A 14,766-nucleotide genomic window follows, 5' to 3' on the forward strand; every position below is an offset into this window, starting at 1 on the left:
AGCTTCGGGAGCCTTTACAATTAATAATTCACTTGTTCACCGGTTAGTGTACCGTTCACTTTCACACCGAACACTGATTACCATGTCCATTAAGTGGCGTTCACTATTATTGTCGCAGTTCCATATTTAAAACCATCACTCAAAACAGGAGCCGCTCCTGTAATTTTTGGTCTTTTTCTTGAAATGTTCTCTAAACCTTTAATCTTTGCAGCCGTTAGCGTTAATGTTTTCAATATGCTAATAAATTGCTAGCTATCGCATTTGTACATGTACCTTTAAAACCTTGCAGGGTGTTGGGGTGTGTGCATTCAATAAAGAAAGTTTATGAGAAAAATGTACCTGCTATTGTTGCTCTGTGTGGTATTTACTGCCGAGGCTCAGAGACCGGAAAAGCCAAATGCTGCTGATATTTTGCTTGAGCTGAAAAAACTTAATTTTTTAGGTAATGCTCTGTATGTAGCGGCGCACCCTGATGACGAAAACACTAGATTAATATCTTATCTCTCCAATGAAAGGCTTGCCAATACCGCATATTTATCTCTTACCCGTGGAGACGGTGGACAGAACCTTGTGGGTCCGGAAATAAGGGAGGCTTTGGGGGTGATAAGGACCCAGGAGTTACTTGCAGCCAGACGCATTGATGGGGGGCAACAGTACTTTTCGAGAGCCAATGATTTTGGTTATTCAAAGTCTGCCGATGAAACGCAGGAAATATGGAATAGGGAACAGGTACTTTCAGATGTGGTGTGGGTTTACAGAAACTTTCGTCCGGATATAATAATTACCCGTTTCCCTCCGGATGAAAGGGCCGGTCATGGACATCATACCACTTCGGCCATTATGGCGGAAGAGGCCATGGCCCTCGCTGGCGCTAAGGGCAAGTATCCGGATCAGCTTAAACATGTAAGCACATGGGAACCCAAAAGACTCTACATGAATACCGGCAGGTGGTGGAGTCCTGAAATTAACTCGGAAACCCCCGGAGTACTTACAATTGATGTGGGAGGTTATAATGCATTGCTTGGTAAGTCCTACACCGAAATAGCAGCATTGAGCAGAAGTCAGCACAAAAGCCAGGGGTTTGGCTCAAGCGGTAGCAGAGGTGAGCAATTAGAATTTCTGGAGTACATGGCGGGAGATAAGGCCGAGAAAGATATATTTGAAGGCATTGATACTTCATGGAAGAGGGTAAAAGGAGGAGAAAAGATCGGTACGATTGTAGAGAAAGCTATAGCTGCTTATGACCCTGCCCATCCGGCTTTGATCATGCCTTATTTGCTGGAGGCAAGAGGTGAGATATCAAGACTTAAAGATGAATACTGGAAGGTGTTAAAACTTAAGCAGGTTGATGAATTAATCAAATCAGTGACGGGTTTGTTTCTGGAAGTTGTGGCGGGTGACTATTCTGTAACACCGGGTGATCAGATTGCGCTGACCGTTGAGGTTATCAATCGATCTGGTTTTTCTGTAAAATTAAAGCAAGTAAAATACAACGCACTTGCAGATACGATCGCCAATTTGGAATTGACGGAAAATAAAGACATTACTTTCAAAACTGCACTTAATATTCCTGAGGACAGGGAGTACTCCAAACCATACTGGCTACGCCAACCGGGGACTTTAGGTACTTATAAAGTAGATGATCAGCATTTGATTGGGCAACCTGAAAATGATCCGGCCATCCCTGTAAAGTTTGTTCTGGAAATAGGAGGGCAGGAGATAGTTTACACTACACCGGTTGTTTATAAATGGAATGATCCGGTTAAAGGAGAGCAATACAGACCATTTGTGATTACACCTCCTATATTTGCCAACATTTCCGAACCCGTATATATTTTTTCAAAAACCGCATCCAAGGAAGTGGAGGTGACCTTAAAAGCAGGCAGGGATGGTGTGGATGGTACGGTAAAGTTACAGGTGCCTGAAGGCTGGAAAGCTGAACCTGCAGAACAAAACTACCAGTTGACCTCAAAAGGAGAGGAGAGAAAGTTTCATTTCAGGCTGACACCCCCTGATAGGCAGAGTATAGGGACGATTAAGGCGGTAATGCTGATGAATGGAAAGACATTTGATAATAGCCTCATCACCATAGATTATGAGCATATCCCTACCCAGTTGCTCATGCCTGAGGCTGAATCCAAAGTGGTAAAGATAGATATCGAAAAGCGTGGTGAACTGGTGGGGTATATTCAGGGAGCAGGTGATGCCATACCAGCTGCTTTGAGAGAGATAGGATATGAAGTATGGGAGATGAAAGAGGATGAAGTTACTCCTGAAAATCTTGCAAAGCTGGACGCTGCTATATTAGGAGTACGGGCTTTGAATACCAATGAGCGTATCAATTTCTATATGAATGATCTTCTTGAATATGTAAAGCAGGGGGGAACATTAATTGTCCAGTACAATACAAACTTCAGACTGAAAACAGATCATTTTGCACCATACCCTCTCGAATTGTCGCGTGACAGGGTAGCAGATGAAGAAGCGGAGGTGAAAATCCTCGAGCCAAAGCACCCCGCTATGAGTATTCCTAATAAGATAACGGATAAGGATTTTGACGGCTGGGTGCAGGAGCGGGGTCTTTACTTTCCTGACAAGTGGGATGAACAATATACTGCTCTGCTGTCCAGCCATGATAAGGGCGAAAAAGCAAAGGAAGGGGGACTGTTGATCGCTAAGTATGGGGAAGGATATTATATCTATACCGGATATTCATGGTTCAGAGAGCTTCCTGCCGGAGTACCCGGAGCTTACCGGATCTTTGTAAATCTTGTTTCGTTGGGAACAAATTCATCAAAAGCTGAGGCCAACAAGCCCTGATATAAGATATTATGACAGAGCAGAACAAGGACTTAAGCACGGAGGAAAAGCCTCCATACTTTAAAAACTGGAAGGGCTGGTATCTTCTCGTGCTGGGCAATCTCGTTTTTTTAATCATACTCTTCTATCTTTTTACCAGCCATTACTCATGAGCATAATCGACTGGACGGTACTATTAGGTACATTATTGTTTATTGTTGTATATGGTATATGGAAGAGCAGAGGAAGCAAAAATATTAATGACTATCTGCTAGGGGATAACTCAATGAAGTGGGGAACCATTGGCTTGTCTGTAATGGCAACCCAGGCCAGTGCCATCACATTTTTGTCCACTCCAGGATTGGCGTATGAGTCAGGGATGGCTTTTGTTCAAAATTATTTTGGCCTTCCTATAGCTATTATCATAGTTTCAGCAGTATTTATCCCTATATTCTATAAGCTTAAGGTATATACTGCATATGAGTTTCTCGAAAACAGATTTGATTTGAAAACACGCTCCCTGGGAGCATTTTTGTTTCTTGTACAGCGAGGTCTTGCCGCAGGCATTACTATTTATGCTCCGGCTATTATTTTATCTACCATGCTCAAATGGGACCTTTCACTTACCATACTTGTTACAGGTATACTGGTTGTGATCTATACAGTATCCGGAGGCACAAAAGCTGTTAGTCTGACACAAAAATATCAAATGGCTGTAATTATGGGTGGTATGTTCGTAGCCTTTTTTATGATCATAGATCACCTCCCTGACTATCTTTCTTTTAATAATGCAATTCACATTGCAGGTAAAATGGGCAAGTTAGAGGCCGTTGACTTTTCATTTGACCCTGAAAAACGATATACAATCTGGACAGGCTTAACTGGTGGTTTGTTTCTGGCACTTTCATATTTCGGAACCGATCAGTCACAGGTACAACGTTACCTGACCGGTACCTCGGTTGCCGAAAGCAGGTTGGGATTGATCTTTAACGCCATATTAAAGGTGCCTATGCAGTTCTTTATCCTTTTTGTAGGGGTTATGGTATTCGTTTTTTACCAATTTGTACAACCGCCATTGTATTTCAAACAGGCTGAAATGGAGCAGATATACAGTACTGAATACCGGGATGAGGTTGAGCAGTTGGAAAGTGCCTATAGCCAAAATTTTGAGTTAAAGAAGCAGCAGCTGGAAGACCTTGTGGTGGCCATGGAGCAAAATGAAAATGGAAAAGTGGCTTCCTTAACTGAGCAGGTACGGCAAAGTGATGCCGAGGCCAAAGAGATAAGAGGTGAACTAAAAGGCCTTTTGTTAGCCCATGATCCTGAAGTTGAAACTAAGGATTCTGATTATGTATTTCTTACGTTTATCATGAACTATCTGCCCAAAGGAGTAATTGGTTTACTGCTTGCCGTTATTTTTTCGGCTGCCATGTCTTCCACTTCCGGAGAACTAAATGCACTTGGCTCAACTACATCGGTCGATTTTTATAAAAGACTGATTAAAAAGGAAGGGTCAGATAAGCATTATTTGGTCGCTTCAAAGCTTTTAACGGCATTTTGGGGTGTTGTGGCCATAGGTTTTGCCTTGTTTGCCCGCCTTCTGGAAAACCTTATTGAGGCGGTTAATATCCTGGGGTCGATATTCTATGGTACCATACTGGGGATCTTCCTTGTGGCATTCTTTGTGAAATTTGTAAAAGGCAATGCGGTGTTTATTGCGGCTGTTATGGCGCAGATCATCGTTATTATAAGCTTTTATACTTTTGAGATCAGCTATTTATGGTACAATGCCATAGGTTGTGCGCTGGTAGTAATAATCTCTATGCTGTTTCAGCTTATTTTGCCAGGTGCAAATGGGAATGCTGATTCCAGGCAGGCAGCATAATGTTGCGAGTTATTTTAATAACTAATTAATTATTATTGAAGAGACCTAGTAACTCCTGAAGTATTTATACATGAAGAGCTTTTTCCCGAACAGAAAGTACAGTTTTGAAATTATGTACCGTTCTTTCAAGCAACGTTAAATGAATAAAAAAACAGCCAGAAGCATTTAGCTCCTGGCTGTTTTTTATTAGATAAATTATCTGATTACTTCAGACTGGCAATCAGGTCTTCATTTCTTTTTACATAACCAAAATCTCCCTGAGGGCTTGCTTTAGCAGCTTCTATAGATTTTTTAGCTGTCTCAATAGCTTCTTTCTTCTTACCCATCTTGGCCAGAATCTGAGCTTTTAAGTGTACATTCCAGAATTGTTTGGAGTTATCACCTTCAGCGAGATACTTGTTTACCCATTCCAAAGCCTGGTTTAGGTCCTTACCGGTATTGTAGTAATAGTTTGCTGCAACAACATAGTTTGAAGGATTAACTTTTGTTTTTGCTGCAATATCTTTCATTACAACTTCATCAAACTCAACCTTCAAGGGAATTTTAACAGATACATCGTCCCATGTCAGCTGAATGTTTGCAGAGGTATTATCGTCACTGATATCTGCAATATTAAAAGTTAGTGCTTCTACTTTTTGAGTAAGTTTAGTTGGTTTTACAGTAGTGTTCACCACTTCATTTTTCTTGTCATAAGCAGATACATTGCCACCTATGGTAAGGTCTGAATAAAGCATGAAGCTCCACTCATCTTTGCCGGGAACAGTAAATATCAGGTACTCTCCTGCGGGCACTTTAGTACCAGCAATCTGAGCTTCGGTACTTAAAGTAAGCTTTGAGCCTGAGTTAGCGCCTGTTCTCCAGGTTTCTCCGTAAGGTTGTAAGTAGTCTTTCCCTTCTCCGAAGATTTTACGGTCTTTTACTTTTGGTCTGTAGTAATCGATCGTAACGTCAGTTAGTCCTACTTTACTGTAAACAGAGCCGGCAGGGCTTGCTTGCGGGGTGCTGATCTGAGACATAGCACCGGCAATAAAACAAAACGATGCCAGAACAGATAGTATTGTTTTTTTCATGTTAATTGTGGTTTGGTTAAATTTCAAATTTGATAACGAAAATTAGAGAATTTTGTTGACAATAGAACAAGGAAGTAGATGAAGCTTGATAAATCATTTTTTTTGAGGAATTCAGTTACCGAAGTGGCTCGTGATCTTTTAGGAAAAACCCTCTTTACAAATTTTGATAAACAACTTACAGCGGGAATTGTTGTAGAAACAGAAGCGTATTCCTATACTGAAAAGGCCTGCCATGCCTATAATAATCGTAGAACGGCACGCACTGATACACTGTTTCATGAGGGTGGAACCTGCTACGTATACTTATGCTATGGTATACATAAGCTTTTCAATATAGTTACTAACAGGCAGGACACAGCCGAGGCTGTTTTGATACGTGCAGTTGAACCGGTAGTGGGAATGGAAACCATGCTGTCTCGCCGAGGTCTTGACAGTGAAAGTACTGCGCTGACTTCCGGGCCCGGAAAGCTGTCTCAGGCCTTGGGTATTAACCTGAAACACAACAAAATTACCCTGTTCGAAGACAATATTTGGCTGGAGGATAATCGTGTTGAAAGAGGCGTGATCAATGAATCACCACGGATTGGAGTAGCTTACGCGGAGGAAGATGCTTTATTGCCATGGAGATTCACACTAAAGGATAATCCGTGGGTCAGCAAAGGCAATAACACTTATAAAACTTTCTATTCTAAATAGTATATTTGTGTCAATGAACAAGATATTATGTCCTGTAGATTTTTCTGATACTTCACTGAATGCTATAGAGTTTGCAGTGGAGATTGGTAAGAAGTTCCGTTCCACGGTTACTCTGGTACATATTTTCACTGAAAATGACTTTAACAAAATAGTTGGTGAGGCCTCCATAGGCCGCTCTTTTAAAGAGCTGTTAGGTATGGCTACGGCCAAGGTTAAAAAGCTGGCAGACCAGATTAATGAAGATTATAAATCAGAGGGGCTGCTCAATTGTGATTATCAGGTAGAGCTCGGGGAGCTGACCGATCGAATTTTGGATATGATCTCCGAAGGGCAGTATGATCTTATCGTTATGGGTACCACCGGGATTAGTCGAGTCAGGGGAGTGTTTTTTGGCAGCAATACAGAAGATATTATTGAGAAAGCTAAAATCCCCATACTCTGCGTACCCAAAAGTGCGTCATTCGGAGGTTTTAAGAAGATTGTTTATGCCTCTGATTTTATGAAAGAGGATAGAATGGCCATACAGGAAGTGATCTCCTTTGCCACTCTTTTTGATGCCCGCATAAGTGTACTGCATATAAATCTACGCGATGACGAAGAAAACTATAACAAGTTTATTGACGAATTGAAAAGCTTCATTCAATATAAAAAAATCAACTTCGTTAATAAAAGGTTTAAAGATGATATAGGTATGGGGATTGAGGAGTTTATGCAGGACGAAAATAGTGACCTCCTGGTGGTTTATAAAAAACACAGAGGATTTCTCGGTAGCATGTTTCACAAAAGCCTCACAAAAACCTTGTCTTATTCTACCGATAAGCCGTTCTTAGTGCTGAAATTAGATAATAATATTGATTGACCTTCGTTGAATTCGCATATGATGAGGAAGAGTATTTCAGGAGTGCTGCTGTTGGTTTTATGTGTAACTTCTTTAATCGCTCAGAATGTAGACCGTGTGTTTACAAATGTTAACAGTATATATGATGAGCAAAATCCGGTTTTGAGCCCGGATGGACATACGTTGTATTTTACCAGAAGTAATCACCCTGAGAATGCAGGAGGGGTAATAGATAAAGGAGATATCTGGTATAGTACGTTGACTGCTGACCGTCAGTGGTCTGCCCCGAAAAATGCAAAGAATCTCAATAATAAGGAATGGAATGGTGTAATTGGTTTTTCCAAAGATGGTCATACCATATACCTCCATAATCACTATACCGAATCCAATGGCTCAGTGCGAACTCAGGGTATTGCAAAGGCAACAAAACAAGGTAAAGGCTGGTCAGTACCATCAGATATAAATATTCCTTACTATAAGAATTTAGCAGGTAACTCCGGGGGCTATATATCAGGAGATGGAAAAGTTTTGGTAATGTCACTGGAGTCTTACGGTACCAAAGGAGGCGAAGATCTGTACGTTATCCTGAAGAAGGATAACGGTACATGGGGTGAACCTAAAAATCTTGGAGGTGTCATTAATACCAAATTTCAGGAGTTCTCACCTTTTTTGGCAGATGACGGTAAAACATTATATTTCTCATCCAACGGAAGGGGAGGAAAAGGAAGTAGTGAAATTTTTATGTCTGAAAGACTTGATGACAGTTGGAAAAACTGGAGTACTCCATCAGCCTTGGATCACATCAACACCAAAGGGAGGGAAAAGGATTTTAAGATCTATGAGGGGTTTGCGCTATACTCTTCTACTATCAACAGCGATGGCTACAGTGATCTTAAAATGTACACGGAGAAACCAATGGACTCGCTGATGCAGGTGACCGAACCACTGGCACAGCTGGATACGGGAATCCAAATCATTGAGATGGAAAGAGACTCGGTAATTGCCGAACCTAATGCAATTACTGTCTATGGTAAAGTGCTGGACGCTAATAGTAATGAGTATATAAATGCTATTGTAACTGTAACGGGTAAAGATAATTACAAAAAAGAGATTCCTACAGCTGACGATAATGGGTATTATTCACTTAGTATTCCTGCTGCCGGTATTTATGAGGTTAGGGTAGATGCTCCCGGTTATATAAGCAAGCGTGAAACCCTTGATGTCTATACCAGTGAGATGAAACTTGTTGAGATGAACTATACATTGCAACCCATTTCCGTTGGTACTACAGTAAATCTGGAAAATGTACTTTTTGAACAGTCAACCCCCAATATTCTGGAGAGCTCCTATGAAGAACTTAATCTGGTTGTAGATCTGATGAAACAGAACCCTTCTATGAAAATAAGACTAGAAGGACACACAGATAACCGTGGATTACCTAAGCATAACCTGAAACTTTCTAAACGGCGTGCTGAAGCTGTTGAGGAGTACCTGGTAAAACATGGTATTTCCCCAAAACGGGTCTCAGGTAAAGGTTATGGAGGAAACAGGCCAATTGCTGACAACGATGATCCTGAAAAGCGTAAACTAAACAGGAGGGTTGAGTTTACTATTGTGAAGGAATAGTTTTAGCATGGAGCCTGAATTTTTTCAGAGACCGGTAAACTGTAAACAGTGAACGGGTAAACAATGACTAAGTGCATCAAAACCCAATCGCCATATCATCTCCACGGGGATCTGCGCCACCTTCTAATTTACCGTCAGGGGTTATCAGGATCGCATCTACCCGGCCTATGGGCTCACGCACTTCTATAGTATGTCCCATCTTCGTTAACTCTTTCAGAACATCGTGATCTATGCTGTTTTTTTCTATATAAACGATATCAGGTTTCCATTGATGATGAAACCTTCCTGCCGATACGGCCTGTTGCATATTCATATCAAATTCGATGACATTGAGCACTGTTTGAAAAACGGAAGTAATTATCGTGGAGCCACCCGGTGAGCCGACTACCATGTAGAGTTTGCCTTCTTTTTCAACAATGGTAGGTGTCATAGAGCTCAGCATTCTTTTTAGGGGTACTATGGCATTGGCCTCGCCGCCAATCAAACCATACATATTTGGTACGCCTGGTTTTATGCTAAAGTCATCCATTTCATTATTGAGAAGAAAGCCTGCGCTGTCAACTACTACATGTGAACCATAGCTACCATTAAGAGTAGTGGTTACTGAAACAGCGTTACCTTCTTTGTCAACAATCGAAAAATGTGTAGTTTCTTCTGATTCATAAAGCGAGAATTCCCCAGCGGCAACTGAATCACTGGGTGTGGCAAGGCTTTTATTAACACTGTCCATTCTTTTTTTAAATAACTATCCTCCATCAGGTTTTTTACCGGTACCAGGTAAAAGTCAGGATCACCCAGATGGATTGCCCGGTCAGCATATACACGACGTTCCGCCTCTACCATATAATGTATGGCTTCTGGCGAATGAAATCCGAATTCGGCAAGAGGTATGTCCTCCATCATAGTCAGTAACTGAGCAAGGGCAACTCCACCGCTTGATGGTGGTGACATAGATATGACCTTGTGGTTTTTATATGATGTACTGGTAGGTTTTCTCCACATTGAGTGGTAGTTTTTAAGATCTTCGTAAGTAATAATGCCACCTCCCCGGCTCATTTCATTCACAATTAAATCAGCTGTTCTTCCTGAATAGAAACCGTCTCTTTTTGCATCCCTGATACGTTCCAAAGTGTTGGCGAGATCTGGTAGCTTAAGTGTATCGCCTTTAGTCCATTCGTTGATAAAGAACGAGGGCAACGATGTGTTATACTGTTTAAAGTCTTCTATGTTGCTGTTGAGCCCGTTCGCTTCTATGGCGGTCAGTGGAAAGCCATTTCTGGCCAGTTCAATAGCTGGTTGTACCAAACTTGCCCAGGGTAGTTTGCCATATTTTTCATGAGCGGTTACCATCCCATCCACAGTGCCCGGAACGCCAGATGCCAAATGTCCAAGTAGGCTGAGCTGCTCTATAACCTCACCCTGTTCATTCAGGTACATATTTCTGGAAGATGCTAAAGGAGCTGCTTCCCTGTAATCCAATGCATCAGTGTTACCTTCATGATCCCGGTATATCAAAAAACCACCGCCCCCAATGTTTCCTGCCGCAGGGTAGACCACCGCCAGGGCAAACTGGACTGCAACAGCAGCATCAATGGCATTACCTCCATTTTTGATAATGTCTATCCCGACCCTGGAAGCCAGCGGATGAGCAGAAACGACCATCGCGCTATCGGCTATCACTCCGGTAAGAGGATGCTCATTAACGGCTTCTTTCGACTTACAACTAAACAGGCATATAGTGATCAAAAATATTACTAATCTGATAATCATTGGGTTATATATTTTAGGAATTTCTAATATAATCCTTTCTTGTAAGATTTATCAGACATTTGAATGTATAAATTCCGGGAATAACATTATATTGGATAAGAATTATGGAAACTATTGAAGTAGGGGTCAGGGCGAAAAAGTCCGCCAGAATTAAGGTGGAGATATTAATTGCTTCTACACAACTCGTTGGTAAAAAGTCGTTTACAGAACTTTACGTTGATGATATTTGCGATCGGGTAGGTATTTCGAAAGTAACTTTTTTTAAGTATTTTCCACAAAAAGATGATATCCTGCTCTATTTTCTGAGAACCTGGTGTTTGGATAGAGCAGTAGATTTATATCACAATCCCAAAGAGGGTATTGAAGGTATACACTATTTGTTTGATAAAGTGGCTGATACCTTTGAGCGTAATCCGGGACTCATGCTTAGCCTGATAAGTTACTTTACCAGTCTGACCCGTCCGCCATCTCCCTTTCCATTAAAGTCTGTTGAAAGAAGGATACTCTACCCCAATGAGATTAACCTTGACAAGATACAGATCATGTCTATTCCGCAGATGATGGAAAAATTTTTACTGGAGGCAATTTTTAAGAAGCAAATAACGCTTTCAAGCCATACAAAAGAACTCGCCAACCTCTTTATTACGGTATTGTACGGCTCTATTGTTACGGCCCATCTTGAGCAGATCAGTTCTATTAAAGTATTGTTCAGGAGAAACATAGACAATCTGCTTAAAGGGTTGAGCTGATTATGCCATCATGAGAAAATCCCGGCCTTCCTGGTATCCACGTCGGCTTAAAAATTCATGTACTTCAATCTTGCCTTTTCTATCACTAATAAAGCTAAGGATAATTAATTTGCCAGGGTCCGGCCGGGAAGGGATCTCTGAAAAGTGAATAAATTTACTATCCTTCCTGGCTTTTACATCGATAAACTTTGATACTTCAAGACCAAATGAAAGCAATGGCTTTACCCTGTTGTTTACAGTCCGGCCTGCTCCCCATATGTAAATTGCAGGAGTATAGGTTAACTTCTGTACCAAAAAATTGGCCAGATAGTATGCTTTGACTTTGTAAAAGTTCTCGCTGCTGTAGTTTCCTGTAGTTCTGGAAAGCCTTCCGGAGCTGTCATACCAGTTCAGCAGAACTTTATCAATTTTGTGCATTGACACGTCATGGTGGAGCCAGCGTAGCCAAAGCTCATAGTCTTCAGGAACATTCGCTTCTGAGTAACCTCCGAACTTATGGATAAGTTTTCTCCTGAAAAAAACTGAGGGATGAGCAAAAGGTGATTCTATGAAACGCTTTAAAGCTATCTGCTGAGGTTCGGTAACACCATTGATCCACTCTACATACTTCAAATAACCTTTGTTTTTTGATGCGTCACCAATATATTTTACAAGACCTGACACCAGTCCGGCTTCCGGGTGTTTTTCCAAATAGTCAAATTGCAATTGAAGACGGTCAGGGTAGGAGGTGTCATCAGCATCCATTCTTGCAATGTATTTGCTATTGCACATTTTTATTCCAAAGTTCAGTGCCCGGGCTATCCCTCCATGAGTGAGGTGGTAACATTTGATGCGGTTGTCTGCTATTGCCAGTTCTGTTACAATGCTTTGGGTATTATCAGTAGACCCATCATTAACCACAATCAGTTCAAAGTCTTTGAAAGTTTGAGCCAATATACTGTCAATAGCTCTTTTAATGGTGGCTGCTGAGTTAAATACAGGGAGGATTACCGATACTTTCAAGTTTTTTTCTTCAAAATACCCTTTAGGAATGACCTAAACTCTTTTCTTTCTGATTTAGTAGTTACTATTCTTTTTACAAGGCGCAAATAGCCTGTCAATGTCAGCTTTTCCCGATATCCTGCCTGCTCAACTGGCTCAGGCTTTTTGATGTTTGTAGCAGGCTTTGGTTTAGGTGGGTCGTGTTTTTTTGCCTTTTCATGATCATAAGCAGGGTCGAGTCGGTCAGCGTTCTCAAAACTCTTCAGTGCTTTTTCTTTGTAGCCTAGTTTCTCCTCTACCAGTCCTTTGTTATTAAAGGCGATAGCATCTTCCGGGTCGAGGGCAATAGTCTTTTCGTAATCTTCTATTGCTCCCTTTAGGTCTCCGGCACGTTCCCTGATAAAAGCCCGGCTGGAGTATCTGAAAGGTTTGTTTGGTTCCAGAATAACTGCCTGGTCAAGGTCTTCCAATGCCTTTTTATTATCTCCGGAAAGATGGTATGCAACAGCTCTTTCACTAAAATAAAATGCATTTTGCGGCTCCTGTTCTATAAGCTTACTGAAATCCCCCAAGGCCTCCTCGAATTTTCGAAGTTTAAACCTCGATTTTGCGCGATTATAAAGAGCTTCTGTATGTCCAGAGTCTATGGAGAGGGCCTGGCTGAAAAATGCTATCGCTTCGGAGTAGTTTTCACCTTGGCAGGAAGCCATACCTCTAATAAAGAAGTCCTGTGCTGTCTGGTTCATTTTGTGTTTCGTCTGGGATACTTTCTTCAGTTTCCTTAACTTTTTTCTTTTTGGGAGTTTTTTCCCTTGGAGGTTTTACGGCTTTTGATTGCTTGAGTATTTTTACTTTAACATACTTAACCCGTTTTTTTCGTTTGTCCTTCTTCTTATTATAATAACGGTTGTGATTTACCGGTTTTACATGCTTTACAGTAATATAACTAGCTCTGTTGCAGCCAATTAGTATAGCAACGATCAAGAGTGATATGGTAAGTATTTGTCTCAAGTAGCTCAAATATCAAAACGTAAAGAAGGTCTATTTTATTGAGAAATGGAAGAGGTTTACCTTTGAATAAAGACTAACTGACACTTTCCTCTTTATCAGGCCTGCTTAAACTTTAAGCCTGCGCTCTTTTTGCCTTATCCCAAACCGCAGATTGAGTTCCGTTCACATATCTCAGGAAACCCCTGTAAACAGCATAGTTCATCATAGTGAAGTAATAAGGAATAAAGAACATTTTGAATTTCAGGTTATTATTTTGCAAAATCCATCCGATTGTTGAAAACAAGTAGAAGACTAACTGGAGGGCAAAGATTAACTGGTAAAGCTGACCTCCATAGCGCGCCAGGTAGAAATTAGTAATAAAGATGAGAGGTAATGCCAAAGGAGCAAGTGTCCACCTCAATACGCGGTGAGATATATATTGGAAGCTTAGCATGCCATACCTGAAAATATTAAGCAGTGGTGCCAGTTTGACTATTGCCTGTATGCCTCCGGCAGCAATCCGTATTTTTCTTTTTAGTTCCTCTTTTACAGAAGCAGAGCCTGATTCCATAGCATAAGCGTCCGGCTCATAAACCACTCTATGTCCATTCATTGCTATTTTAAGGGAGATATAAAAATCCTCAATAATAATATTTTCATCCACCGGGTCAAAAAGGTTGGTTCTTACCGCAAATAACTCACCTGCGGCCCCTACTACAGAGTGTAGTTCAGAATCCCATTGCTTAAGTTTTGACTCATACTTCCAGTAGAAGCCTTCCCCCGAAGCGGCCGCGCCATCTGCATCCTTAGAGAGTACCCTCTTTTCACCTGCTACCAAACCCACTTCGGAATCATTGAAATGACGGGCTATGTTCTTTATAGCGTCGTTATTGAGCGTAGTGTTGGCATCTGAAAAGACAATGACCGGTGACTTTATGAACCTGATAACACGATTGACAGCTGCAATCTTTCCATTTCTACTGTCTTCATGATAGTGCTGTACCTCCGGGTAACTTTTAATGATATTCATTGTTTCGTCTGTAGACCCGTCAGTTACAATTAGAACTTTGAGCTTGTCAGCAGGGTAATCAATGTTAAGTGAGTTTTCGATTTTTTGTCGAATACAATCTTCTTCATTATAGGCTGCAATGACATGGGTCACTTCAGGGTATTTTGAAATGTCAGGTATCGATCTTTGAGAGCCGAATGCTCTCTTAATTTTGACCAGAAGGAAAAGCAGAAACCCATAGCCAACGTAAGAATAAACAACAATGAATATGCATATCCAAAAACAAATTTCAATAAGTTCCTTCATTAAGCGTGTTTTATGATCAGGTTTAGATGTAATATGAGCATTGGAAA

The 14,766-nt window shown here is 41.1% G+C and carries 11 protein-coding genes and 1 pseudogene; 6 read left to right on the forward strand and 6 right to left on the reverse strand.

What is annotated here, in order from left to right; all coding sequences use genetic code 11:
* Positions 1 to 324 precede the first annotated feature (324 nt).
* Both LVD17_RS21860 and LVD17_RS21865 read left to right on the forward strand, forming a co-directional pair.
* Positions 325 to 2,820: a PIG-L family deacetylase gene (locus LVD17_RS21860; protein ID WP_233761293.1), complete on the forward strand. Its 2,496-nt coding sequence runs from the start codon at positions 325 to 327 to the stop codon at positions 2,818 to 2,820.
* A gap of 148 nt (positions 2,821 to 2,968) precedes the next feature.
* A complete protein-coding gene (locus LVD17_RS21865) occupies positions 2,969 to 4,684 on the forward strand; it encodes a sodium:solute symporter family protein (RefSeq protein WP_233761296.1) in 1,716 nt (571 codons plus the stop codon).
* Between the two features lie 203 nt (positions 4,685 to 4,887).
* Here LVD17_RS21865 and LVD17_RS21870 read toward each other — a convergent pair whose 3' ends face one another.
* Positions 4,888 to 5,754, reverse strand: a complete 867-nt coding sequence (locus LVD17_RS21870; protein ID WP_233761298.1) for a DUF2911 domain-containing protein — start codon at positions 5,752 to 5,754, stop codon at positions 4,888 to 4,890.
* A 78-nt stretch (positions 5,755 to 5,832) separates the two neighbouring features.
* Between LVD17_RS21870 and LVD17_RS21875 the strand changes: the two genes are divergently transcribed.
* From LVD17_RS21875 to LVD17_RS21885, 3 genes are read left to right on the forward strand one after another with little or no spacing between them, the layout of a single operon-like run.
* The gene (locus LVD17_RS21875; RefSeq protein WP_233761300.1) at positions 5,833 to 6,450 is read left to right on the forward strand and encodes a DNA-3-methyladenine glycosylase; all 618 of its coding nucleotides are present in this window, start codon (positions 5,833 to 5,835) and stop codon (positions 6,448 to 6,450) included.
* 13 nt (positions 6,451 to 6,463) lie between these two features.
* A complete protein-coding gene (locus LVD17_RS21880; RefSeq protein ID WP_233761302.1) occupies positions 6,464 to 7,309 on the forward strand; it encodes a universal stress protein in 846 nt (281 codons plus the stop codon).
* An 18-nt stretch (positions 7,310 to 7,327) separates the two neighbouring features.
* Positions 7,328 to 8,914, forward strand: a complete 1,587-nt coding sequence (locus LVD17_RS21885; protein ID WP_233761304.1) for an OmpA family protein — start codon at positions 7,328 to 7,330, stop codon at positions 8,912 to 8,914.
* A 76-nt stretch (positions 8,915 to 8,990) separates the two neighbouring features.
* On the opposite strand, the pseudogene ggt reads toward LVD17_RS21885, so the two are convergent.
* Positions 8,991 to 10,684 (reverse strand): annotated as a pseudogene (gene ggt / locus LVD17_RS28735) (gamma-glutamyltransferase).
* 104 nt (positions 10,685 to 10,788) lie between these two features.
* Here ggt and LVD17_RS21895 point away from each other — a divergent pair.
* Complete coding sequence (locus tag LVD17_RS21895) at positions 10,789 to 11,433, forward strand: TetR/AcrR family transcriptional regulator (RefSeq protein WP_233761306.1); 645 nt, start codon at positions 10,789 to 10,791, stop codon at positions 11,431 to 11,433.
* Here the strand turns inward: LVD17_RS21895 and LVD17_RS21900 are convergent, their stop codons facing one another.
* The 4 genes from LVD17_RS21900 to LVD17_RS21915 form a co-directional block, all read right to left on the reverse strand.
* Complete coding sequence (locus tag LVD17_RS21900; RefSeq protein ID WP_233761309.1) at positions 11,434 to 12,435, reverse strand: glycosyltransferase family 2 protein; 1,002 nt, start codon at positions 12,433 to 12,435, stop codon at positions 11,434 to 11,436.
* Complete coding sequence (locus LVD17_RS21905) at positions 12,432 to 13,160, reverse strand: tetratricopeptide repeat protein (RefSeq protein ID WP_233761311.1); 729 nt, start codon at positions 13,158 to 13,160, stop codon at positions 12,432 to 12,434. The genes LVD17_RS21900 and LVD17_RS21905 overlap by 4 nt, the downstream gene beginning before the upstream one ends.
* Positions 13,129 to 13,398 carry a hypothetical protein gene (locus tag LVD17_RS21910; RefSeq protein ID WP_233761313.1) on the reverse strand — a complete coding sequence of 90 codons (270 nt, stop codon included), beginning with the start codon at positions 13,396 to 13,398 and terminating at the stop codon, positions 13,129 to 13,131. Before LVD17_RS21910 ends, LVD17_RS21905 begins: the two co-directional genes overlap by 32 nt.
* Positions 13,399 to 13,537: 139 nt before the next feature.
* Entirely contained in the window at positions 13,538 to 14,719 is a 1,182-nt protein-coding gene (locus LVD17_RS21915) for a glycosyltransferase family 2 protein (protein ID WP_233761315.1), read from the reverse strand.
* Positions 14,720 to 14,766 lie beyond the last annotated feature (47 nt).

Source organism: Fulvivirga ulvae (genome assembly GCF_021389975.1).
Classification (GTDB): domain Bacteria; phylum Bacteroidota; class Bacteroidia; order Cytophagales; family Cyclobacteriaceae; genus Fulvivirga; species Fulvivirga ulvae.

Excerpts from the sequence above, each read along its gene's own strand:
- LVD17_RS21885 (WP_233761304.1), top strand. The coding sequence starts at position 7,328 with ATGATGAGGAAGAGTATTTCAGGAGTGCTGCTGTTGGTTTTATGTGTA.
- LVD17_RS21905 (WP_233761311.1), bottom strand. The coding sequence starts at position 13,160 with ATGAACCAGACAGCACAGGACTTCTTTATTAGAGGTATGGCTTCCTGC.
- LVD17_RS21870 (WP_233761298.1), bottom strand. The coding sequence starts at position 5,754 with ATGAAAAAAACAATACTATCTGTTCTGGCATCGTTTTGTTTTATTGCC.
- LVD17_RS21860 (WP_233761293.1), top strand. The coding sequence starts at position 325 with ATGAGAAAAATGTACCTGCTATTGTTGCTCTGTGTGGTATTTACTGCC.
- LVD17_RS21865 (WP_233761296.1), top strand. The coding sequence starts at position 2,969 with ATGAGCATAATCGACTGGACGGTACTATTAGGTACATTATTGTTTATT.
- LVD17_RS21880 (WP_233761302.1), top strand. The coding sequence starts at position 6,464 with ATGAACAAGATATTATGTCCTGTAGATTTTTCTGATACTTCACTGAAT.
- LVD17_RS21895 (WP_233761306.1), top strand. The coding sequence starts at position 10,789 with ATGGAAACTATTGAAGTAGGGGTCAGGGCGAAAAAGTCCGCCAGAATT.
- LVD17_RS21915 (WP_233761315.1), bottom strand. The coding sequence starts at position 14,719 with ATGAAGGAACTTATTGAAATTTGTTTTTGGATATGCATATTCATTGTT.
- LVD17_RS21875 (WP_233761300.1), top strand. The coding sequence starts at position 5,833 with ATGAAGCTTGATAAATCATTTTTTTTGAGGAATTCAGTTACCGAAGTG.